This window comes from Actinoplanes sp. TFC3, assembly GCF_001553785.1.
In the GTDB taxonomy this organism is placed as follows: domain Bacteria; phylum Actinomycetota; class Actinomycetes; order Mycobacteriales; family Micromonosporaceae; genus Actinoplanes.
In genome coordinates this window covers 1,005,093-1,027,601 of record NZ_LOJP01000002.1, presented here as the reverse complement: position 1 = coordinate 1,027,601, position 22,509 = coordinate 1,005,093, and the positions used below count along the sequence as shown (strand labels likewise).

The window sequence follows — 22,509 nt, the reverse complement described above, 5'->3', positions numbered from 1 at the left end:
CCGGCCATCCCTTGCGAAAGCCACGACGAAAGGGCTCAGCGTAGCCGCGCGCGATGATCGTTTTCAGACCCGCAGTCCGTCAGAAAGGCGGGGCGCCAAAAGGAGGATGAGGGGCCAGGAAAGACCCTCAGGCCGCGGTGGCCCCACTCCGGTACGACCGATGCCGCCCATCAAGGCTCGTCCCCGCAACCACCCGGTCGCGCCCAGCGTGCTTGGCGACGTACAGGTTCCGGTCGGCGATGGAGAGCAAAGCAGCCTGAGTCGGTTCGCTGGCGTCGGTCAGGTCGGCCACGCCGATGCTGACGGTCACAGGTAGGCCGTGGGTAAGCTCCGACCAGTCGTACGACGAGACCGCGGCCCGGATCCCGTCGAGCTGCGGTGCCGCCCGGGTCACGTTCATGCCGGGCAGGGTCAGCAGGAACTCCTCGCCACCCATGCGGGCCGCGAAGCCGTCCGTTGTCACCGCTGCCAGTTCGGTCTCCAGCAGCTTGGCTACCTGGATCAGAACCTGGTCGCCGACGTCGTGGGACAGCTGGTCGTTGACGCGCTTGAAGTGGTCCAGGTCGACGATTGCCACCGTCAGGTCGGGGCAGCCGGCGATCATCTCCGGCAGTTGCTCGTCCAGGTAGCGGCGGTTGCGCAGGCCGGTCAGCGGGTCGCGGCGGGCCTGTTCGCGGAAGCGCTCGGCTTCCTGGCGCGCTTCGGCCGTTTCGAACATGGCTTGGCGGGTGCGGGCCTGGGCTTCGCGCTGCGACGAGTGCAGCCGGTTGTGGGCGGCGAAGAAGACTTTGTGGACGGCGAAGGCTTCGGCGTACTCGCCACGGGCGGCGTGGAGTTCGGCTTGTTCCTGGTGAACGCGGACCATGACCTCGCCCAGGGCGCGTTCCCGGCACAGCGCGCGGGATTCGTCGAGGCTGGCCTGGGCACGGTTGTGCGCTTCGAGAAAACGCTGGGCGCGGGCCAGCGTCAGCTTGTACTCGGCCAGGGCGTCGGCGTCCTCATAGTTGCCTATCAGGTGCCGGCGGACGGCCTCCAGCAGCAGGTCTTCCGCCTCCTGGTAGTTGCCGTTCTCGATTTCGATCGAGCCGATGGTGTCCAGCGCGGCCGGGTCGAGCACGAGGTCATGTTGAGTGGCGAATTGCTGGAGCTGATCGGTGACTTCCTGGGCCAGCTTCTGCTCACCGGCGGCGAGTTCGGTGTAGGCCCAGTTGTTCAAAACCCCGAGCAGCAGCGAGGGGAGGTTGAGTTCCTCGCCCAGGTGGATCGCCTGGGCGTAGCGCACCCGGGCGTCGTCCAAGGAGCCGGCCGCACCGAGCGCGTCGGCCAGCTTGGTGCGGTGCCAGACGTGCATGTATGCGGTGGCTGTCTCGTCCATCAGCTCGACGGCCAGCACGCAGTGCTCGAGGCTCTTCGCGGCATCGCCGAGGTGGCGGTGGATGTTGCCCCAGACCAGGTGGGTGCGCGCCTGCAGGACGTGGTCGTCGTGGTCGGCGGCCCAGCGGTGGATGGCCCAGATCTGGTTCGCCGCCGCGGCCACGTCGCCGTTACGCATCAGCATGTTGGCCTGGCACAGCCGGGCCCGGGTGATGAGCCGATCGTCGCCCAGCTCCTGGGCCTGCCGCTCGATCTCGACGGCCGCGTCATAGGACGAGTCGGCGTCCCACAGATACTGGTCCTCAAGCTCGGTCAGGGCAGCGGACAGCTGCTCGGCAACGCTGGCGTGCGCGTTCATCGGCCCACTCTCCCCTCGGTCTCACCGCGTTTCATCGTCAAGTCCCGCCCCCGCTGAAGAACAATGCGCTCCGTTTTCGAAGGTTAGCGGTGTGTGAACAGATGACCCCATAGTGGCGGGCGTGATCCATCTCGCGCCGAGCAGTCGTCGCACCGGGTGTACGTCGTACAGTTGCGGGATGGCCAAGCGGAGCGTTCGTCTGAGTCGGGACACGCTGATCGGCTGCGCGATGGACCTCGCCGACGCCGAGGGGCTCGAGGCGGTGACCATCCGGCGGCTGGCCCAGGAGAACGGCGTCACCCCGATGGCCATGTACTGGCACTTCAATGACAAGGACAGCTTGCTCGACGCGATGGCCGAGCACCTGATCACCTCGGTCGATCTGCCCGAGCCCACCGAGGAGCCGTGGGACGTGCAGTTGCGGGCCATCCTCGGGGCGATCCTGGCCGCGCTGCGCCCCCACCCGCCGGCCGCGGGCCTGGCGATGCGCCGGGTGCTCAATGCCGAGCCGGGCCTCAAGCTCGCCGAGCGCGTGCTGGAACTGTTGTCCCGGGCCGGTCTCGATCCGCATCGCTCGGCCAATGCCGCGACGTTCCTGCTCTGTTCGGTGATCTCGCTGGTCGCGGCGGAATTCACGAACCGGCCCGAACCCGAGGACCAGGAGCATCTGGTACGCCAGAAGAAGGCGTTGCTCGAAGCGTTGTCGCCGGAGCGCTATCCCCGGGTCATCGCCGCCGCACCGGACCTGGTGAATTGCTTTGGTCAAGACGACTACTTCGAGCTGAACCTGGATCTGCTGGTCCAGGGCGTGCGCGCGCTGCGCTGACGACATGGATCACATCTCTTGACGTTCCTCTACGGCGTACATATACGGTGTACATGTACAACGCATAGGGGAGGCGAGACGTGGTGCAACGAAATCCGTGGGCAACCTTGGCCGTGCTGGCGGTGGCCCAGTTCATGGTCGTGCTGGACGTGACGATCGTGAACGTGGCGCTGCCGAGCATTCAGCAGGACTTGGCGTTCAGCGCCTCCGGGCTGCAATGGGTAGTCAGTGCGTACACGCTGCTGTTCGGCGGTTTCCTGCTGCTTGGCGGACGGGTTGCCGACTTGCTCGGGCGCCGCCGCTTGTTCGTGATCGGCCTGCTGGTCTTCGGGGTCACCTCGTTGCTGGCCGGGCTGGCGCAGCCCCCTGAGCAGCTGATCGTGCTGCGGGCGGTGCAGGGTCTGGGCGGGGCGCTGCTCTCCCCGGCGGCGTTCGCCATCCTCACGGTGACGTTTGCGCAGGGCCGTGACCGCAACATCGCGATGGGCGTGTGGGGTGGGCTGGCCGGGCTCGGTGGCACGCTGGGGGTCATCGCCGGTGGGCTGCTGGTCGACTCGCTGTCGTGGCGCTGGATCTTCCTGGTCAACGTGCCGTTCGCGGTGGTACTGGCGGTCATCGTGCCGATGATCGTGGCCGAGAGCCGCACGACCACAACCGGGCGGCGCACCTTCGATATAGCCGGGGCTCTGCTGAGCACAGGTGGTCTGCTGGCGATCGTGCTGGGCGTGATCCGGGCGGAACCCCTGGGGTGGTCGTCCTTCGAGGTCATCGCGCTGCTGGTGGGTGGGGCGGCAATGCTGACTGCCTTCGTACGGGTAGAAGCCCGATCCGCTGCTCCGCTCGTACCGCTGACGCTGTTCAAGTCCCGGAGCCTGACCACGTCGATGCTGGCCCTGGCGCTCAACGGCGCGGCCTTCCTCGCGATGTTCTTCCTCACCGCGATCTTCCTGCAGCAGGTCCGGGGTCTTACCGCGCTCGAAACCGGCCTGGAATTCCTGCCGATGGGGTTCGCGGCCATTGCCAGCGCGGTGCTGTCCTCGCAACTGGTCACCCGGTTCGGCACGAAGCCGGTGCAGATTGGAGCCGCCGCGCTGAGCATCGTCGGGCTGCTGCTGCTCTCCCGGGCCGACGCCACCAGTTCCTACGTCACCTCGATCCTGCCCGGCCTGGTGCTGTTCGGCATCGGCATCATCGCGGTCGGTACGCCGGCCTCGATCGCCGCGGTCTCCGACGTGCGCCACGAGCAGGCGGGCGCGGCGTCGGGCGTGGTGAACGCGGGTTACCAGGTCGGCGGCGCGGTCGGGCTGGCGGTCATCACGACGCTGTCGACCTCGCATGTGCAGGGCCTGCTCGCGGCCGGTTCGAATCCGCAGGACGCGCTGGTCGGCGGCTTCGAGCGGGGCTTGCTGCTGGCGGCAATCTTCGCAGCAGCCAACATCCTGACCGCACTTGCCGCACCGCGCCTGCATCCCACCTCGGAGCAGATGGCCGAAGCGGCGGTCGCGGCCTGAAACGCAGGGCTGCCCGGGTGCAGGCGCACCCGGGCAGCACTTTTCCACGACCTGTTTACCGGTTGACGGCCTCGGCCGGTACGGCCTCCGCCGGCGCCTCGGCGGTCTTCGCGAGATCAACCGTGGCGCGCAGGGTGATGTTCCTGAAGAAGAGCGAGGCGACCACGCCGACCACCGCGATGATCGCGGAGATCAGGAAGATGTGACCGGTGGCGTCGCCGTACGCGGCCCGGATGATGTGCTGGAACGCGTCCGGCAGGCTCGACAGGTTGAGGGCGCTGACGCTGCCACTGCCCGATCCGGCCGGGGCCCCCGAGGCGGCGAGCTGGCTGGTGATGGAATCGGTGACCCGGTGGGCCAAGACGGCGCCGAGCACCGAGACGCCGATCGTGCCACCCAGCGAGCGGAAGAACGCGATGGTTGAGCTGGCCGCGCCGATGTCCTTGAGGGCAACCGAGTTCTGCACCGCGAGCACCAGGTTCTGCATCGACATACCCACGCCGATGCCGACCAGCAGCATGCCGGTCCAGAGGAACCAGAGCGGCGTCCGGTGGTCCATGAAGGCGAGCATCGCGAAGCCGGCGACCAGCACCACCGTGCCGACCAGGATGTACGGCTTGATCTTGCCGGACTTGGTGATCATTCGGCCCGAGATGGTCGACGAGAGGAGCAGGCCACCCATCATCGGGATGGTGAGCAGGCCGGCCTCGGTCGGGCTGTAGCCGCGGCCGATCTGGAAGTACTGACCCAGGAAGACCGAACCACCGAACATCGCCATGCCGACGGCCAGGCTGGCCACGATGGCCAGCGCGGTGTTGCGCTGCTTGACGATCGGCAGCGGGACGACCGGCTCGGCGACCCGCGACTCCACCCAGACGGCGGCCGCGAGGATCAGCAGGCTCGGGATGACCATGGCGAAGGTCTGCCAGGAGATCCAGGCGAACGAGCTGTCGACGAACGAGATCCAGATGAGCAGCAGGCTGACGCCGACGGCGATCAGGCCGGCACCGGCATAGTCAATCTTGACGTTGTCCCGCTTGAAGACGGGCAGGTGCAGCGTGCGTTGCAGCACGATCAGCGCGAGGACCGCGACGGGAGCACCGGCGAAGAAGCACCAGCGCCAGCCCAGCGGGGAGTCGACGATGACGCCGCCGAGCAGCGGGCCGCCGACCGTGGCCAGGGCGAGCACACCACCGAGGTAACCGTTGTAGCGACCGCGTTCGCGGGGCGGGATCATCGCGGCGATGGCCACCTGCACCAGCGCCTGGACGCCGCCGAGGCCGATGCCCTGGAACGCGCGGGCGGCGATCAGCTCACCGGCGCTCTGCGAGAAGCCGGCCACGATGGAGCCGGCCACGTAGATGATGATCGAGAGCTGGACCAGCAGCTTCTTGCTGTAGAGGTCGGAGAGCTTGCCCCAGATCGGGGTGGTTGCCGTGCTGGTCAGCAGCGTGGCGGTGACGACCCAGGTGTACTGGTTCTGGCTGCCGTTGAGCGATCCGATGATCGTCGGCAGCGCGGTGGAGACGATGGTGGCGCTGGACATGGCGACGAACAGGGCCAGCAGGAGACCACTGAGGGCTTCCAGGATCTGGCGGTGGCTCATCGCGTCCGACTCGGCGCGCGTGGTGGTGGGTGCGCTCATCGCGCGGCCTCCAGCGAGGTGTCGTAACGGGATTTGAGGTCTGTGGCAAAGCGCTGCATCAACGAGGTGAAAGCAGCGAGGTCCTGACGGGTCCAGTCGCGCAAGACGTCGGCCAGGTTGTCGGTGGCCCAGCCCATGACCTCGTTGAGCGTTTCGCGCCCATGCGGGGTCACGGTCAGCACGCTGGCGCGCCCGTCTGCGGGATCCGCAGTGCGTTCGACCAGGCCGGACTTGACCAGGGCGGCCACTGACCGGCTGACGGTGGACGGGTCGAGCGAACTGTGCACGGCCAGGTCCTTGAGATGACAGGCCGAATCGGTGCCGGGGCTCATCCGGTCGATCGCGGCCAGCAACTGCAGGGTGCCGGCGGGGACGGCGGAGTGGTGGACCGGCATGCCGTTCTTGAACAGCCGGACCGCCTTCAGCGTCTCCCCGATGGTGGTCAGCAGTTCGCGACGGGCCACAGCGGCGTCGTCGTCAACCATGGGACCTCCTCAGGAATGTTTGCCACATACAACTATCCATCAAAGTTGCCCAGAGTGCAAGTTTGCCCATTGCGAACTGAATCACACGCTGACTACCATCGGCACATGATTACGGCGCCTGAGCTCGGCCTGCGGGAACGCAAGAAGGTGGCCACCCGGCAAGCCCTGCACGAGGCTGCGGTCCGGCTGGCCATCGAGCACGGTGCTGGCAAGATCACGGTCGAGGCGGTGGCGGATGAGGCGGGGGTGTCCCGGCGGACATTCTCCAACTACTTCGCCAACAAGGAAGAGGCGCTGCTCTATGGCGACCGGCTGCGGATGGGAACGCTGATCGAGGTGGTGCGCTCGCGCCCGCCCGGTGAGGCCCCGTGGGCGGCGCTGAGCCGCTCGGCCGAGGAGCTGTACGGCAAGATCGGTGACCTGGACCCGCACTGGGTGGCCCAGACCCGGCTGCTGCGCACCGAGCCCTCGCTGCTCGCGCTGCAGGTCAGCACGTTCGCCACGCTGGAAGAAGAGCTGGCCGGGGCGCTGGCCGACCGGCTCGCCGCCGATGATGCCCCGGCGATGCGAGCCCGGCTGATGGCCGCGACCTACATGACGGCGATGCGGGTGGCCCTGCACCTGTGGCTGGAACGCCCCGACGAGACGCCGCTGCCCGAGCTGGCCCGGCGCACGCTGGTCGAGGTCGGCCGCGGGTTCGCCTAACCGCCACGGAAAAGGGGAACGCGGCGCCAGGAGGGGTGCTTCCTGACGCCGCGTTCCGGTGGGGATGGTGGCTCCGCTGGGGGACGGAGCCCGGGTGTTACTTCGTTGGGGGACGAAGCTTTTGTCTAGCCCTTGAAGCCAGCGAAGATCTTGGAGAACTCGAACGGCGTCTGGCTGATGTTGGTGCACTGGAACAGCGCGCCGTTGCACGCGTTCTTGTCGCGGTTGACCTCCCAGAAGGAGACGAACCCGATGTGGTTGGTGTTGGCGAAGGCGACCAGGTCCTTGGCGTCGGACTGGGTGAAGGTGCCGCTGTCGTCGTTCTTGCCGAGCATCGGGGTCACGCCGACCATCTTGAACGCGGCCGCGTCGCTGTTGCCGTAGATCGACTTGATCTGGTTCTTGGTCGAGGTCACGGCCTGGATCGCCAGGTCGCCGTAGTCCTGACCGGAGCGGCCGTAGTCCATCGCCATGATGTTGACCAGGTCGAGGTTGACGCCGGCGTTCTTGGCCGACTTGACCACGTTGAGGCCGTCGTTGGTCAGGCCCTCGGGCAGCACCGGCAGGGTCAGCGAGATCTTCAGGCCGGGGTTGGCCTTCTGCAGCGCGGCGAGCGCGGTCGAGCGGCGGGCGATCGTGGTCGGGTCGGCCACCGCGGCGCCCTCGATGTCGAGGTCGATGTACTTCAGCTTGTACGCGTCCACCACGGCCTGGTACTCGGCCTGCAGCGCCTTGACGTCGGTGCACGCCTGGGCCAGCTCGATGCCGGTCGCGCCACCGAAGGACACCTTCACGTCGCCGCCGGCTGCGCGCAGCGCGTCGATCTGGTCGCCGAACTGCTTGGAGCGCGGGTCGAAGGCGTTGAACCAGCTTGCCTTGCAGCCGACGCTGGTGACGAACGCCAGCGAGTAGGACTTGACGTTGCCGCTCGACGCGAGCTGGGAAAGCGTGGTGCTGCCGTTCGAGAGCAGACCCATGTCCACGTACGGAGCCACGAGCACCCCACTGCCGCTACCGCTACCGCCGCCGGACGTGGGCGGGGTGGTGGTCGGCGCGGTGGTCGGCGGCTTGGTCGTGGGAGCCGTTGTCGGTGCGGTGGTCGGCGCCGTGGTGGGTGCGGTGGTCGGCACCTTGGTGGTGGGCGCGGTCGTCGGGGCCGTGGTGGGCACCGATCCGCCGCCGGTGCAGGACGCGCCGTTGATCGTGCAGCTCGTCGGGGCGCCGCTGCCGTTCACGATGAACCCGAACTCGGTGGTGGCACCGGCCGCGATGGTGGCGTTGTAGCCCTTGTCCTTCGCGGTCGACGTGCCACCCGAGGTGGTGACCGTGGCTTCCCAACTGCTGCTGAGCTTCGCGCTGCCCGGCAGGCCGAACTGCAGCTGCCAGCCCGAGACGGCGGCGCTGCCGGTGTTCTTGATCGTGTACTTGCCCTGGTAGCCCGAGCCCCAGTCGGAGTCCTTGGAGAACGTCGCCGTCAGTCCGCCCGTGGCCTTCGTCGTCGGTCCGGTGGCCGCAACCGCGGCGATCGCACCTCCGCCAACGGCGAGCGCAGCGGCTCCCGTGTAGATGGCCAAACGCAGACGTCGACGTGACATGGGCAGGACTCCGATCATGGGGGCGGTACGTTCACTAGTGATCGTGTTCCTGGGTGGCTTAAAGAGTTCTGCCAGTTTCCTTAAGTCTGGTTCAAGTCGCACATGGACCTGGTCCGACTACGGTAAGTCATCCTCGTCGTCCAGCAGGCCCGGGAAGTAGCGGCGCAGGGCCACCACGTCCCAGACCTGCCGGAGGTCGCTGATCTGCCCGTCGGCGACGGTGAGGAACTCGGCAACCCGGGCCGTACCGAACGGGCCTGCGCAGTCGTAGATGAGCGTGGCACGCTCGCCGGCACAGTTCACCGACACGATCGTGATCGCGTCGGCGAATGCGGCGATGCGGCCCAGCACGTCCAGCAGCTCCTCATCGTCCACCGGCTGGGTGAGGTTCCAGGCGATCTCGGCGTCGGGGGCGATGACCCGGCGGGCCGCGCCGCTGTCCCGGTTGATCCAGGACTGCGCGTAGAAGGCGGTGACCTCTTTGGCCGGCATGTCAGTTCGCCACCATCGAGTCGCCGGTGACAAAGGTGTAGCCCTGCGCCTTGATGCCGGTGACCAGCGTCTTCAGGTAGTCGGTGCCGAGGTAAGGGTGGTAGAAGAAGCTGGCTACGCCGTCGCGGACGACCAGGTTGCGCTCGGCCGAGGCGAGCAGGTCGGCGGGCAGCCGGGCCGGGTGGTTGTTGAACGCGTCGGGTTCCACGTTGCCGATGTTCTCCGGGATGACCACCGAGCCGTAGACGTCGCGCACAGCGTACGGAAAGAACTGACCGAACTGGCGCGAGTAGTCGAACTTGGCACCGGTCAGCACACCGGGGAAGTACAGGCCGCGGTCGTAGCGCTTACCCATGACCGAGTTGATGGCCTGGTAGTCCACCGCGCTGGCGGCGTAGTGCGGGGGCTCGAACGTGCTGGGCACACCGAGGCCGGCCAGCGCGAACGTCAGCCCGGAGGCGGCGATGCGGGCGGTGGTGTACGCCGCGGAATCCCCCGGGACCGGGCCGTCGTAGATCACGTTGTTCGCCGAGTCGACGTGGGCGCTGTAGAACTCGAAGTCGTTGGCGCTCTGGCCGTCGTACGGGTTGGCGACGGCGCCGAACTGGTGGGTGTAGCCGTGCATGATCAGGGTGCCGCCGCGCTGCTGCAGGTACTTCAGCGCCGACACCACCTTTGGCTTGTTGACCAGTGTGTAGTCCTGCGCTTTGCCGTTCTGCACGCCCTTGGGGTCGCGGTAGCGCGGGTACACGGCCACGCTGAACGGCACCTTCTGCGAGTACAGGTAGTCGGCGACCGCCTTGAGCTCGTCGGGGTCGGAGTCCGGGCCGACGTCCTCGATGCGAACCAGGCCGCGGTGGCGCTCGCGGGAGACACCGGTGTCGCCGAGGGAGTCGAAGAGCAGGTCGGCGAAGGCCAGGTAGCGGTCGTCGTGGGTGACGTAGGTGAACGGGATCTCGCCGACGTACGTGAAGTTGGCGGACTGCACGGCCCAGGGGAAGGTGGTGCCGTCCGGTCGTACCGCGGAAGCCAAGGTCTTGACCTTCGACGGGTCGGACACCGAGAGGTTCATGATGCCGGACTTACCGGTGGTGTCGCGGGTCAGCTTCTTGCCCTTGTAGTCCACCTCGGACACGTCGGCGAAATCGAGCGCGCCGCTGGTGAAGCCGTGCGTGGCCGCAAACGTGGGGTCCTTGGCGGTCAGCTGCCAGATGTTGTCGAACACCCAGGTCACCGGCTTGGTGGTCCGCATGATGTCGTCAAGGAACGCCGGCGGCAACGCTTCGTCATAGGTGGATCCGACATAAACGATCGAGGTGTACGAACTCAGGTCGCCGGCCTTGTACCCCGCCACCGGCGCCGCGGTCCACGAGCCGAAGTGCGACGCCAGGTTCGCCGTCTGCGTGGCGTAGACCTCGCCCATCCAGCCGTAGTCACCGGTGGTGTCGTAGAGCACGAGCGTCTTCGCGGTGCCACCGCCCGGAGCCGCCTTGCCCGACTTGGTCACGGCCGGCGCCGCGGTGGTGGTAGCGGCGTCGGCGTTCATGACACCGACGCCCAGGGCGGCCGTGGCGGTGAGGGCAACACCGGCACCGAGAATCGCGCGGCGGGAGAACGCGGGGATACGCATCAGAGGGACGCTCCGTACGTGACAGCGGCGGGGGATTCGAGCGCGGGCATGGGTTCGGGCGACTCGGCCAGCCCGAGCAGCGCGGCGGTGGCCTGGGCGGTACGGCGGGCTGCAAGGCCGTCGCCGTACGGGTTTCCGCCAGCGGTCATCGCATCGCGGCGCACCCTGCTGTCCAGCAGCGCGGCCGCCTCCTTGACGATCAGCTCCGGGTTCGAGCCTACGAGCTTGGCGCAGCCGGCGTCCAACGACTCGACGCGTTCGGTGACCTCGCGCAGCACCAGCGCCGGTACGCCGAACGACGGTGCTTCCTCCTGGATGCCGCCCGAGTCGGTGAGCACCAGGTAGGCCTCGGAGAGCAGCCGCGACAGGTCCGGGTAGGGCAGCGGGTCGGTGATGGTGACCCGCTCGACGCTGCCGAGGTCGGCCTCCACCTGCGCGCGCACCTCGGGGTTGGGGTGGCTGGGCAGCACCACGTCGATGTCGTCGTAGCGCTCGACCAGCTCGCGGACGGCGGTCAGGATGCGGTGCAGCGGGGCACCCCACGATTCGCGGCGGTGCGCGGTGACCACCACCAGCCGGTTCGGCGAGTTGGTGCGGGCGGCGGCCAGGGCGGCGTTCTCGAACGGCATCTTGCGCCGGGCCACCGCGAGCGTGGCGTCTACCACGGTGTTGCCGGTGACCAGCACGTCGCCGGTGGCGATGTTCTCGTCCAGCAGGTTCATCGCGGCCAGTGGGGTGGGGGCCAGGTGCAGCGCCGCGACCTGGGCCACGAGCCGCCGGTTGGCCTCCTCCGGGAACGGCGAGTCGAGGTCGCCGGAGCGCAGCCCGGCCTCCAGGTGCACGACCGGGATCCGCCGCCAGAACGCGGCGAGCGCGCCGGCCAGGCTGGTGGTGGTGTCGCCCTGCACGATCACGGCGGCCGGGGTGCGAGTGGTCCACAGGGTGTCGAGCTGCCGGATCAGCTCGGTGAGCAGCTCGGCCTGGCTGCCGGTGCCCCGCTCGACGCTCAGCGTGACATCGGGTTCCAGCCCGAACGCGGTGAGCGCCTGGCCAACCATGGTGGGGTGCTGACCGCTGGCGACCAGCACCGGGGAGAGCAGGCCGGCCTCGCGCAGCGCCAGCACCACGGGAGCGAGCTTGACGGCCTCGGGGCGGGTGCCGCCGATCAGGTGCACTTCGGGGAGCGACATGGGGGATCCTCTAGGCAGCTAGGGCGAGGGGGAGCGGTACGTCGAGCGGCTCTTCAGCGAGCCGTTCGGTTTTGGCCCAGCTCTGCCGGCCGCTCGCCTGGCGGGCGAAGGCGCGGTAGGTGGCAACCAGACCGAGGAGCAGGAAGACGGGGTACGCGACAGCCGCGACGAGCAGCCGGCGCAGGCTCTCGTCGCGCAGCCGGTAGCGGTGCACGAGCGCCCAGATGAACCCAGGGAAGAACGTGACGGCGAACCACAGCTCGCCGCTGGTGGCCAGGGCTTCCCAGGAGCGCAGGTAGGGCATCGGGTGGCCCAGCGCCAGGCCGGTCGCTCCGGTGAGGACACCGCCGAGCAGGCCCGCGGTGACCAGCGCGTTGAGCCAAGGCGAGACCAGGTAGTGGAACATCTCCAGCAGCGAGGTCAGGCCGATCCGCTTGGAGCCCGCCAGCTTGCGCAGGTAGCGGGCGCACTGCAGGTTGCCCTGGGCCCACCGGGTGCGCTGGCGGGTGAGCCGGCGCAGGTCGACGACGGCCTGCTGGGTGACGGTGGCGCGGGAGGTGTAGCGGATGCCGACCCCGCCGAGGTGCATGCGCAGGCCGAGTTCCAGATCCTCGACCAGGCACGCCGACCAGGGCGCGTCGCCGAGAGCCAGCAACGCGGACAGGCGGGTGAACTGGCCGTTGCCACCGAGCCCGACGGTGTCGATGGTGTCGCGCAGGCTCTGGCAGGCGTTGACGATCGCCCCGAACTCGAGGTCCTGCACCGCGCCGAGCAGCTTGTTGCGGTTGCGGATGCGCACCTGCACCTGCACCGCGCCGATCTGCGGGTCGCGCATCATCCGCGAGACCTCGAGCAGGATGTTGCTGCTGCCCTGCCCGTCGCCGTCGATGATGCCGACCACGACCCGCTCGGGGCTGATACCGGCCTCGGCGGTGCGCTCGGCGATGTAGCGGTATGCGGCGTTGAGCGCCTCGCCCTTGCCCTTGCGTGCCTCGGGCAGGTTGCGGCGCAGTACGGTGAGCCGGGGGTGGTCGATGGCGGCGAGCACCTCAGGCGTGCGGTCATCGGAGCCGTCGTCCACCACGAGCACCCGGGCCAGCGTGCCGCCGGGACCGCCGAGCGTGAGCGCCGCGGCGACGGTGTTGCCGACCACGACCTCCTCGTTCAGCGCCGGCACGATGATCCAGAAGTGTTGCGGGGTGGCGTCGCCGCGCACCAGCGACCGGTCGACCACCTTGCGGCGGTGCGAGGCCATGTACCGCACCGCGAAAGTGACCAGCGCGACCGTGGAGACGGGCCAGGCGAGCAGCACCGCGTATCCGGAGATCACCAGCAACCAGCTGTCCGAGGCAGTCATGGCTCGCCCTCCCCTCGTCACAGATCGTGTCGTCAGCGTCGTCACTCTTGCCGCGTCGCCGGACGTATCTGGACATTAGGTCGCTACCGAGCGTGATTCAAGGCCGCGGACCGGAGGTCTCAGGCGAACTGACCAAATGGCCTAACCCAGACATCTCAGGCGTCGTAAAGACGGTAAAAAGCGGCAAACGGCAGGGTTACGAGGGGTGAGGACAAACGGCGCAGCGATGCCCAATGCCTTCCGGCAGGCAAAGATTCAGTGACGCATCGTGAGGTCGACCGTTGAGGCGGTATGGCGACCCGGTGCTGGCTGCGAGTAACTCTGCGTGAGGACTATGCTGCTCGCGTGAACCGGATCCTGCTGCGCGCCTTGATTGACCTGGCGGTGTCGATCGACCTCACCAGTGACGACGAGATCGACCCGGAAACGGCGACCACGCTGCTCGACGATCTTGCCGCGGCGCTCGAGGATCTCTCCGACGCCGACCGCGACGAACTCCTCGACTACATCGAGGAACTGGCCGACGCGACCAAGGACCCGGACCGCAAGGACGTCCTGCTCGACCTTCCGGACACCCTCGCCCTCACCGACGACTGAGCCGTCCGGATCTGCCTGCGTGATCAATACCTGCCCTGATGGGGGAGGTTCGGTGTTGCGCTGTCCTGTCATCATCGACGTCACAGCAAGGGTTGCTCGCATACGCGCAGCGACGAAAAGCGTCACGGGGGCGGGGCTGATTCATGGGTGGGTTCTTCGAGGCTGTCCTCAGCTTCCCCACCGTCATCCTGACCCCGCTTCTGGTTGTCGTCATCGGTTACTGGTTGGTCGTCATCGCCGGCGGTGCGGACCCCGGCGATGAGTTCCCGCTCGTGGGGTGGGGCGCCATTCCCCTCTCCATCCTCATCACCGTCGCCTGGTTCGCCACCCTTGCCGCTTCGCAGTGGCTCGGCGCGATTCCGGGCTTCGTCATCCTCGCCGCAGCGGTGATCCTGGCCTGGATCGTTGCCCGCGTTGCGGTTTCGCTGCTGCGACGGTTCCTGCCAACCGGCGCCGAGCCGTCGCGCGCCGACTTCGTCGGGCTGACCTGCATCGTGCGCACCGGCCGGGTGACCCGCACGTTCGGCCAGGCCGAAGTGCACGCCCCCGACGGCTCCTCGGCCATCGTGCAGGTCCGCCAGGCCGGCGACGACAAGCTGCGTGCCGGCACGGTTGCCCTGCTCTACGACGTCGATCCCGACGGCGAATTCTTCTGGATCGTTCCTGCGGACATCGCGAACAGGTAAAGGAAGTTCTCCATGGACGTTGTCTCCACCGGCTTCGGTGTGCTTCTCGCCGTCATCGTGCTCGTCGCGATCGGCGTGCTGTTCTTCCTCAGCCGGATGTTCCGCAAAGTCGAACAGGGCAAGGCGCTCATCGTCTCCAAGGTGCGCCGGGTGGACGTCACGTTCACCGGCGCGGTGGTGCTGCCGGTGCTGCACAAGTCCGAGATCATGGACATCTCGGTGAAGACCATCGAGATCTCCCGAACCGGCCGCGAGGGCCTGATCTGCCGGGACAACATCCGCGCCGATATCCGCATCACGTTCTTCGTACGGGTCAACAAGACCACCGAGGACGTCATCAAGGTCGCGCAGGCCATCGGCACCACCCGGGCCAGCAGCGAGTCGACGCTGCAGGAGCTGTTCAACGCCAAGTTCTCCGAGGCGCTCAAGACGGTCGGCAAGCAGCTGGACTTCGTCGACCTCTACACCAAGCGCAACGACTTCCGGGACCAGATCATCGAGGTGATCGGCACCGACCTCAACGGCTACAGCCTCGAGGACGCGGCCATCGACTTCCTTGAGCAAACCCCGATGATGCAGTTGGACCCCAAGAACATCCTCGACGCCCAGGGCATCCGGAAGATCACCGAGCTGACCGCCATCGAATCGGTGCGCACCAACGACTTCCGGCGCAACGAGGAGAAGGAGATCACCCGGCAGAACGTGGACGCCAAGGAGGCGATCCTCGAGCTGGAGCGCCGGCAGGCCGACGCGGAGATCAAGCAGCGCCGCGAGATCGAGACCATGCGGGCTCGCGAGGAAGCCGAGATCGCCCTGGCCCATGCCGAGGAGCGGCTGCGGTCCGAGGGGGCGCACCTGCGTACCGAGCAGCAGCTCGGGGTGCAGAAGGAGAACCAGGCCCGCGAGATCGCGGTCGCCGAGAAGAACCGCGAGCGGGTCATCGCCATCGAGACCGAGCGCATCGAGAAGGACCGGATGCTCGAGGTGATCGGCCGCGAGCGGGAGACCGAGCTGTCCACCATCGCCAAGAACAAAGAGGTGGAAGCCGAGAAGCGTGCGATCGCCGAGGTGGTGCGCGAGCGCATCGCGGTCGAGAAGACGGTGGCCGAGCAGGAAGAGAACATCAAGCGGCTGCGCGTGGTCGAGGAGGCCGAGCGTACCCGTCAGGCAGTGATCATCCAGGCCGAGGCCGAGGCGCAGGAGGCCCTGGTCAAGGACATCAAGGCCGCGGAAGCCGCCGAGGCCGCCGCGAAGTTCAAGGCCCGCGAGGAACTGCTGCTCGCCGAGGCCCGCCAGCAGACCGCGGAGCTCGACGCCCGAGCCAAGATCCGGATGGCCGAGGGCACGCAGGCCGCCGCGGCCGCCGCGGGCCTGGCCGATGTGCAGGTGCGCGAGCGCAACGCCGAGGTCATCGAGAAGACCGGGCGCGCCGAGGCCGCCGTGGAACGCGAGAAGGCGCTGGTGGCTGCGGAAGCGATCCGCGAGAAGCTCAAGGGCGAGGCCGAAGGTTTGCAGGAGAAGGCCGGTGCGATGGCCGCGCTCGACGACGCGACCCGCGAGCACGAGGAATACCGGCTGCGCCTGGAGGCCGAGAAGGAGATCCGGCTGGCCGGCATCAACGTGCACAAGGAAATCGCCGAGGCGCAGGCCACGCTCATCGCCACCGGGCTGGAGAAGGCCGACATCGACATCGTCGGCGGCGACTCGATCTTCTTCGACAAGCTGGTCAACTCGATCACGCTGGGCAAGAGCATCGATGGGTTCGTCGAGCACTCGAACGTCGTCCAGGGCCTCGGCGCGCAGTACCTGAACGGCTCGGCCAGCTTCGCCGACGACCTGAGCCGGGTGGTCGGCTCGGTCAGCACCGGCGACCTCGCCAACCTGAGCCTCTCGGCGTTCCTCACCCAGCAGATCAAGGCCGGGCACAAGGATTCCGGCAAGCTGAGGGAACTGCTGGCCGCGGCCCAGGAAATGGGTCTTGCTGACGGGAAGGTCGTCCGCTCTTGACCTCGCATGGGTTTTCCGCCGCGGAGGGGAACAGCGCGCGGTGAGCGATCTCGACGCCGGCACGTACGAGGTCCTGCGCGCCCGGCTCGGCGCGCAGGCCAAGGAACTGGCCGCACGGGCCGAGACGCTGAACACCTGCCGGACGCAGACGTTCGGCGGGCAGCAACTCCAGCTGAGCGGCACCGAACGCATCCGCACCGGGAACAACTGCGTGCCCCGCGACATCGTGCAGGTCGGCGGGTCCATGCTGTTCGGCTACAACGTGTTCGTGGGGCTGCGCACCGAGACCACGGTCGCGGACGTCTTCGCCGTGCACGGGTTCGCCGGCGGTACGTTCCAGCCCGCCACCCTGCCCGGTCTGCTCGACGACCCGACGTTCCAGCGCGACTTCGCCGAGCTTTACCGCTACTACCGGTCCACGCACCTGCTGCAGCTACGCCGGTTGGAGGGGTTGCTGCTCGCGGTGTTCCAGACCGGGGCCCGCGCCGATGACCTCAAGGTGCTGCGCTGGCGGGTCGGCACCGACGGCACCGTCAAGTACGAGGACAACCGCGGCGAACGCGATCACGTGTTCCCGCCGTCGCACGACTTCGAGTGGACGCCGACCACCCGCGAGCAGCATGTGCTCGGACGGCACCCGCACGTCTCCATCGAGGACGAGGTCTTCGTGGAGGCGGTCGGCGGCACGCTGACGGTGAAGATCGAGAACAACACCGAGGATGGGGAAGGCATCTTCTCCGAGCCGGTGGACGAGCCGCTGCAGAGCCTGGCCGACGCCGAGATTGCGTACGCGAAAATTGGCCCGCTGATTTTGCTGCGCGTGTTGCCGTACAAGGAAACGGTCCGTCGGTATCTGGTCTTCAACACGCGCACCCGTGACGTGGTCCGCCTCGATGGCATCGGGCAGGCCTGCCAGCGGCTGCCGGAGGACCAGGGCATCATCTTCCCCGGCGGCTACTATCTGGCCACCGGCATCGCCAAGACGTTCGACGCCGACGTGGCCGAACTGGAGTTCGAGCGGGTCGTGCGCTCGGTGAACGGTGAGGACGTGCTCTACGTCTTCCACGCCCGCGCAGCCGGCCGCTACCTGTTGCTGCCCTACAACGTGATCCGCAAAGAGGTAGCCGCCCCGATCACCTGCCACGGCTACTCGCTGTTCGAGGACGGCACGCTTGTCGCCTTCCGGGCCGGCTCGGACGAACCCACCCGGGTGCATCCGATGCAGATCTGGCAGACCCCGTTCGTCTCCGACACGTACGCCGCCGCGCAACCGGTCGGCACCGGCCCGCTGGAACGCGTCGGTAACGCCGATCTCGTGCGCGGCATCGCCGACACGCTGTCGGTGGCCCGGATGATCGACGAGATGACGCCCTCGAGCGCGGTGTTCGAGGCGATCATCCAGGCCAGCAACCGGATCGCCGACAACTACGTCTGGATCGCCGACCCGGAACTGGAGAACCTCGCGGCGCCGCTGGCCGAGGTGCGGGCCACCGCCGAGCAGGTGCTCGACGAGTTCGAGTCGGTGCAGGAGCTCACCGCCCAAGCCGCCGCCGCGGTGACTGAGGCCGGGGAGGCGATCACGTCGCTGATCCGGCGCGCCCGCGGCGAGGTTCCGGTCAGCACGGACGCGTGGATCCAGCAGTTGGCCGCGCTGCGTCAGGCGCAGGGCCGGATCGTGACCCTGCGGGAGATGCGGTACGTCGACACCGCGCGCCTGGACGAGCTGGACGCCGACCTGGTCTCCGAAGTGGACTCCACCGCCCGGCGGGCCGTGGAGTTCCTGCAGCGCGAGGATGCGTTCGCCGGTTACCGCGATGCGGTGGCGCAGCTGGTCACCGACTCGGCCGGCATCGCCACGGTGGCCGAGGCCGGCCCGATTGGCGAGCGGCTCACCGAGCAGGCCGACGGGCTGCGCATCGTCACCGAGGTGGTCGGCGGGCTCGACATCGCCGACGCCACCGTGCGGGTGGCCATCCTGGAACGCATCGGCGAGGTGCTCGGCGGGGTCAACCGGGCCCGCGCCACGCTGGACGCGCGCCGGCGCGATCTCGCCTCGGTCGAGGGGCGGGCCGCGTTCGCCGCCGAGTTCATGCTGCTCGGCCAGTCGGTGGCCGCCGCGCTGGCGGTGGCCGACACCCCGCAGCGCTGCGACGAGCAGGCGGCCAAGCTGATGGTGCAGGTCGAGGCGCTGGAGTCGCGCTTCGGCGAGTTCGACGACTTTGCCGAGCAACTCGCGGCCAAGCGCACCGAGGTGTACGAGGCGTTCGCCGCGCGCCGGCAGACGTTGCTGGACGAGCGCGCCCGGCGTACCGACCGGCTGTTCGCGTCGGCCCAGCGCACGCTTGCCGGGGTGCAGCGCCGGGTCGCCGGGTTCAGCAGCGTGGACGAGGTGAACACCTACTTCGCCACGGACCCGCTGGTCGGCAAGCTGCGCCACGTCGCCGAGGAGTTGCGGGCGCTCGGTGACACCGTGCGAGCCGAGGAACTGGACGGCCAGGTCAAGGCCGCGCGCCAGGAAGCCGGCCGGGCCCTGCGCGACCGGCTCGACCTGTACGGTGCCGATGGCACGACGATCACCCTGGGCCGGCACAGCTTCGCGGTGAACACCCAGCCCGCAGATCTGACGCTGGTGCCGGACGGGTCCGACCTCGTGTTCGCGGTCACCGGCACGGATTATCGGGCGCCGGTGCGTGATGAGGGCTTCCTGCGTACCCGGCCGTTCTGGGATCAGCCGCTGGTGTCGGAGTCACCCGAGCTCTCCCGGGCCGAATACCTGGCCGCGGCGCTGTTCGAGGGCGAGACCGAGCCGCGGTACGACGAAGGCTACGAACGCGGGATCCACGACCACGACGCGGAACTGATCCTTGACGTGCTCAAGCGCCTGCACTCCGCCGCGGGACTGTTGCGCTACCCAGCACGGGTACGAGCCGCCGCCCAGCTGTTTTGGAATTCCCTCCCCGAGGACCAGCGCACGTCCTGGACTGTGCGGGCATCGTCGCTTGTTCGCGCCCGCGACTTGTTCGGTGCTGGGCCCGATCTAGCCGAACTGTGCGCCTCCTTGGCGCAGGCGGCCGGTGGAGAAGCGGCCGTCGGTGAATACCTGGTCGAGGAGTTGGCCGCCGCACCGACCGGCTTCGTGACCAGCCGTAGCGCGCGAACCTTTCTCGACCGGTTCCACCGCAGTGCGCTGCGCTCCTATGCCGATGATCTGCGGGCGCTCGACGGGGATCCGCTCGCGCAGCGGCAACTCGTGCACGCGTGGCTCTCGGCGTTCCACCGCAGTCAGCCCGAGTCCGGGGACGCCAGCGACGTGCTCGAAGCCGTGGCCATCGAGCTGACGAGCCTGGAGCGCTACGACTCCGCGGCGGCGATCAGCGAGCCGGTCGAGGGGCTGCTGTCGGGGCACCCGCGGATCGTGAACGGGCGGTTGACCGTACGCCTTGATGAGTTCCTCGACAGCGCGCAGCGGTTCCGCCGGCAGCGGGTGCCGGCGTACCGGGCGTACCAGAAAGAAAGAACGGCCCTCGCCGCGGCGGAACGCGCCCGCCTGCGCCTCGACGAATATCAGCCAGCGGTGATGTCCGCGTTCGTGCGCAACCGGCTGCTGGACGAGGTCTACCTGCCGCTGATCGGCGACAACCTCGACCGCCAACTCGGCCCGGCCGGCGGTCTGCTGCTGCTGATCTCCCCGCCCGGCTATGGCAAGACCACGTTGATGGAGTACGTGGCAAACCGCCTCGGCCTGTTGTTCATCAAGGTCAACGGGCCGGCCCTGGGTCACGCGGTGACCTCGCTGGACCCGGCCGAGGCGCCCGATGCCACCGCACGCCAGGAGGTCGAGAAGATCTCGTTCGCGCTGGAGATGGGCAACAACGTGCTGCTCTATCTTGACGACATTCAGCACACGTCCCCGGAGTTGCTGCAGAAGTTCATCTCGCTCTGCGACGCCCAGCGCAAGATGGAAGGCGTCTGGGAAGGCAAGACGCGCACGTACGACCTGCGGGGCAAGCGGTTCGCGGTGTGCATGGCCGGCAACCCGTACACCGAGAGCGGCGAGCGGTTCCGGATCCCCGACATGCTGGCCAACCGCGCCGACGTGTGGAACCTGGGTGACGTGCTGTCCGGGCGCGAGGACGCGTTCGAGATGTCGTACCTGGAGAACGCGCTGACCGCCAACCCGGTGCTGGCGCCGCTGGCCGCCCGCGATCGCGGCGATCTGCCGCTGCTGGTGCGGCTGGCGCACGGCGATGAGACGGTACGGCCGGACCGGTTGAGCTACGCCTACTCGGCGGTTGAGCTGGAACAGGTGCTGTCGGTGCTGCGCAAGATGCGCTGGGTGCAACGGATCGTGCTGAAGGTGAACCAGGCCTACATCGCCTCGGCGGGGCAGGCGGACGCGTCGCGCACCGAGCCACCGTTCCGGCTGCAGGGGTCGTACCGCAACATGAACAAGCTCGCCGGGCGGATCATCCCCGCGATGAACGACGCCGAGCTGGAAACCCTGATCGATGATCACTACCTGGGCGAGGCGCAGACGCTGACCACGGGGGCGGAGTCGAACCTGCTCAAGCTGGCCGAGCTGCGCGGGAGGCTCACCGAGGAGCAGGCCGCGCGGTGGGCTGCGGTCAAGGATGCCTACCTGCGGGAGCAGGCGCTGGGTGGTGCGGAGGACGACCCGATGATCCGGGCTGTCGGCGCGGTGGGCCTGCTCGCCGACCGCATCGGCGGGGTTGAGCAGGCGATCCGGGGCCGTCGCAGCGCTTGATCCCGGTTGCCGTTTCAGTCCCGGTTGCCGAGCAGGCCGGGGTCTTCGCGGAGCAGGGCCGACAGGCGGCGGGCAGCCATCTCGGTCTCCTCCTCGTTGACCTCCAGCGGGATCGGTTCGGGCAGCGGGGCTGGCATGCCGCGCTGCTCGGGGATGTGCGCGCGGTGCTGCTCCTCGTAGGCCGGGCGCGGGGTTTGCGGGGGCACCTCGGGCGGCGGCGTGGCCGCGAACGGGTGCGGCTGCGGGGCCGGCGGCTCGTAGTGGTGGTAGCCGGGTTCATCCAGGTCGACGTCGATGACGTCGCCGTGCGGGTGCTCGGCGCCACCGGGCGTGCCGGCGCGCTGGGCCACCGAGTTGTCCGCGCTGACCTGCACGATGCCGTCCTCGACGGCGAAGTGCAGCAGCGTCGGCTCACCGGCGCCCTCCACCCCGACCGTGACGGCCAGGCTCGGGTTGCGGCCCACGACCGCGGCGATCGCCTCGACCAGCTCGGTCACCGCCGGTGGCGTGCCCGCCGACTCGCCCGCGGCACGCCGGCGCAGTTGGTCGCGGCGCGCCAGCCTGTCGAGTGCGTCGTCCAGTCCTCGCACGACACCGTCCTTCCGTCACACGCAGTTGCCCCTACCACTGTGCCTGTTCGGGGGTCGGTTTGGAAACCGGGTGGGGCGCGACTCGGCGCACACCTTACGTCTGTCGCATTCGCAGGGCTTTGTCGAGGGCTTGATCCAGTACCACAAGCAGGGCATCCCGGACGGATCCCCGGAAACGGGCATCGAACTGGAGCACGGGTACGTCGTCACGCACAGCGAGCGCCCAGCGCACCTCGTCCAGGTTGTAGCCCTGCTGCCCGTTGAAGGTGTTCACGCCGACGACGAAGGGAAGCCCAGCTCGCTCGAAATAGTCCACCGCGGGATAACAGTCGTCAATCCGGGAGGTATCGACGACGACCAGGGCACCGAGGGCCCCACGGACCAGGTCGTCCCACATGAACGAGAAACGCGACTGTCCGGGCGTACCGAATAAATAGAGCTTGAGGGTGTGGTCGATCGTGACGCAGCCGAAGTCCATGGCGATCGTGGTGGTGGTCTTGGTGGTCGCCCGGTTCGGATGATCGACGCCGACCGACTCCATGGTCATCTCGGCCTCGGTGGTCAGCGGCGAGATCTCCGAGATGGCGCCCACGGTGGTGGTCTTGCCGACGCCGAAGCCCCCGGCCACGATGATCTTGACCGGGACGGGCGGCTTGGTCTTCACGCGGTCGTCCGTCGGCGCGGCGCGGTAGTCGC

Annotated in this window: 17 protein-coding genes; 7 read left to right on the top strand and 10 right to left on the bottom strand. The window is 68.3% G+C overall.

Translation table 11 applies throughout. The features are described from left to right. Nucleotides 1-127: 127 nt before the first annotated feature. Nucleotides 128-1,732 carry a diguanylate cyclase gene (locus TFC3_RS31840; RefSeq protein WP_067509346.1) on the bottom strand — a complete coding sequence of 535 codons (1,605 nt, stop codon included), beginning with the start codon at nt 1,730-1,732 and terminating at the stop codon, nt 128-130. Between the two features lie 178 nt (nt 1,733-1,910). On the opposite strand from TFC3_RS31840, the gene TFC3_RS31835 reads away from it, so the two are divergent. Both TFC3_RS31835 and TFC3_RS31830 read left to right on the top strand, forming a co-directional pair. Next, nucleotides 1,911-2,558, top strand: coding sequence for a TetR/AcrR family transcriptional regulator (locus tag TFC3_RS31835; protein WP_067509344.1), 648 nt, complete (start codon nt 1,911-1,913; stop codon nt 2,556-2,558). Nucleotides 2,559-2,638: 80 nt separating this feature from the next. Beyond that, the gene (locus TFC3_RS31830) at nt 2,639-4,069 is read left to right on the top strand and encodes a DHA2 family efflux MFS transporter permease subunit (RefSeq protein ID WP_082772642.1); all 1,431 of its coding nucleotides are present in this window, start codon (nt 2,639-2,641) and stop codon (nt 4,067-4,069) included. Between the two features lie 55 nt (nt 4,070-4,124). Here the strand turns inward: TFC3_RS31830 and TFC3_RS31825 are convergent, their stop codons facing one another. Further along, nucleotides 4,125-5,714, bottom strand: coding sequence for an MFS transporter (locus TFC3_RS31825; RefSeq protein ID WP_067509340.1), 1,590 nt, complete (start codon nt 5,712-5,714; stop codon nt 4,125-4,127). Continuing rightward, nucleotides 5,711-6,199, bottom strand: coding sequence for a MarR family winged helix-turn-helix transcriptional regulator (locus TFC3_RS31820; protein WP_067509338.1), 489 nt, complete (start codon nt 6,197-6,199; stop codon nt 5,711-5,713). The genes TFC3_RS31825 and TFC3_RS31820 overlap by 4 nt, the downstream gene beginning before the upstream one ends. Nucleotides 6,200-6,304: 105 nt before the next feature. Between TFC3_RS31820 and TFC3_RS31815 the strand changes: the two genes are divergently transcribed. Beyond that, entirely contained in the window at nt 6,305-6,904 is a 600-nt protein-coding gene (locus tag TFC3_RS31815) for a TetR/AcrR family transcriptional regulator (protein ID WP_067509336.1), read from the top strand. Between the two features lie 125 nt (nt 6,905-7,029). Here the strand turns inward: TFC3_RS31815 and TFC3_RS31810 are convergent, their stop codons facing one another. From TFC3_RS31810 to TFC3_RS31790, 5 genes are all read right to left on the bottom strand, one after another. After that, complete coding sequence (locus tag TFC3_RS31810) at nt 7,030-8,499, bottom strand: cellulose binding domain-containing protein (protein ID WP_067509937.1); 1,470 nt, start codon at nt 8,497-8,499, stop codon at nt 7,030-7,032. 117 nt (nt 8,500-8,616) lie between these two features. Further along, nucleotides 8,617-8,991: a hypothetical protein gene (locus TFC3_RS31805; protein ID WP_067509332.1), complete on the bottom strand. Its 375-nt coding sequence runs from the start codon at nt 8,989-8,991 to the stop codon at nt 8,617-8,619. Between the two features lies 1 nt (nt 8,992). After that, nucleotides 8,993-10,621 carry a DUF2334 domain-containing protein gene (locus TFC3_RS31800; RefSeq protein WP_067509330.1) on the bottom strand — a complete coding sequence of 543 codons (1,629 nt, stop codon included), beginning with the start codon at nt 10,619-10,621 and terminating at the stop codon, nt 8,993-8,995. Next, nucleotides 10,621-11,811 carry a non-hydrolyzing UDP-N-acetylglucosamine 2-epimerase gene (gene wecB, locus TFC3_RS31795; protein ID WP_067509328.1) on the bottom strand — a complete coding sequence of 397 codons (1,191 nt, stop codon included), beginning with the start codon at nt 11,809-11,811 and terminating at the stop codon, nt 10,621-10,623. The genes TFC3_RS31800 and wecB overlap by 1 nt, the downstream gene beginning before the upstream one ends. Before the next feature lie 10 nt (nt 11,812-11,821). Continuing rightward, entirely contained in the window at nt 11,822-13,168 is a 1,347-nt protein-coding gene (locus TFC3_RS31790) for a glycosyltransferase family 2 protein (RefSeq protein WP_067509326.1), read from the bottom strand. 345 nt (nt 13,169-13,513) lie between these two features. Between TFC3_RS31790 and TFC3_RS31785 the strand changes: the two genes are divergently transcribed. From TFC3_RS31785 to TFC3_RS31770, 4 genes are all read left to right on the top strand, one after another. Next, nucleotides 13,514-13,765 carry a hypothetical protein gene (locus tag TFC3_RS31785; protein WP_082772641.1) on the top strand — a complete coding sequence of 84 codons (252 nt, stop codon included), beginning with the start codon at nt 13,514-13,516 and terminating at the stop codon, nt 13,763-13,765. Nucleotides 13,766-13,908: 143 nt separating this feature from the next. Further along, nucleotides 13,909-14,451, top strand: coding sequence for a hypothetical protein (locus TFC3_RS31780; protein WP_067509322.1), 543 nt, complete (start codon nt 13,909-13,911; stop codon nt 14,449-14,451). Between the two features lie 12 nt (nt 14,452-14,463). After that, nucleotides 14,464-16,458, top strand: coding sequence for an SPFH domain-containing protein (locus TFC3_RS31775; protein ID WP_067509320.1), 1,995 nt, complete (start codon nt 14,464-14,466; stop codon nt 16,456-16,458). 40 nt (nt 16,459-16,498) lie between these two features. Further along, on the top strand, nt 16,499-21,223 hold the full coding sequence (locus TFC3_RS31770; RefSeq protein ID WP_067509318.1) for a DNA repair ATPase: 4,725 nt from the start codon (nt 16,499-16,501) through the stop codon (nt 21,221-21,223). Between the two features lie 14 nt (nt 21,224-21,237). Here the strand turns inward: TFC3_RS31770 and TFC3_RS31765 are convergent, their stop codons facing one another. Both TFC3_RS31765 and TFC3_RS31760 read right to left on the bottom strand, forming a co-directional pair. Next, entirely contained in the window at nt 21,238-21,813 is a 576-nt protein-coding gene (locus TFC3_RS31765; RefSeq protein ID WP_067509316.1) for a hypothetical protein, read from the bottom strand. Nucleotides 21,814-21,907: 94 nt separating this feature from the next. After that, nucleotides 21,908-22,477 (bottom strand): ATP/GTP-binding protein, encoded by a 570-nt coding sequence (locus TFC3_RS31760; RefSeq protein ID WP_067509935.1) that lies wholly within the window; start codon nt 22,475-22,477, stop codon nt 21,908-21,910. Nucleotides 22,478-22,509: the final 32 nt, after the last annotated feature.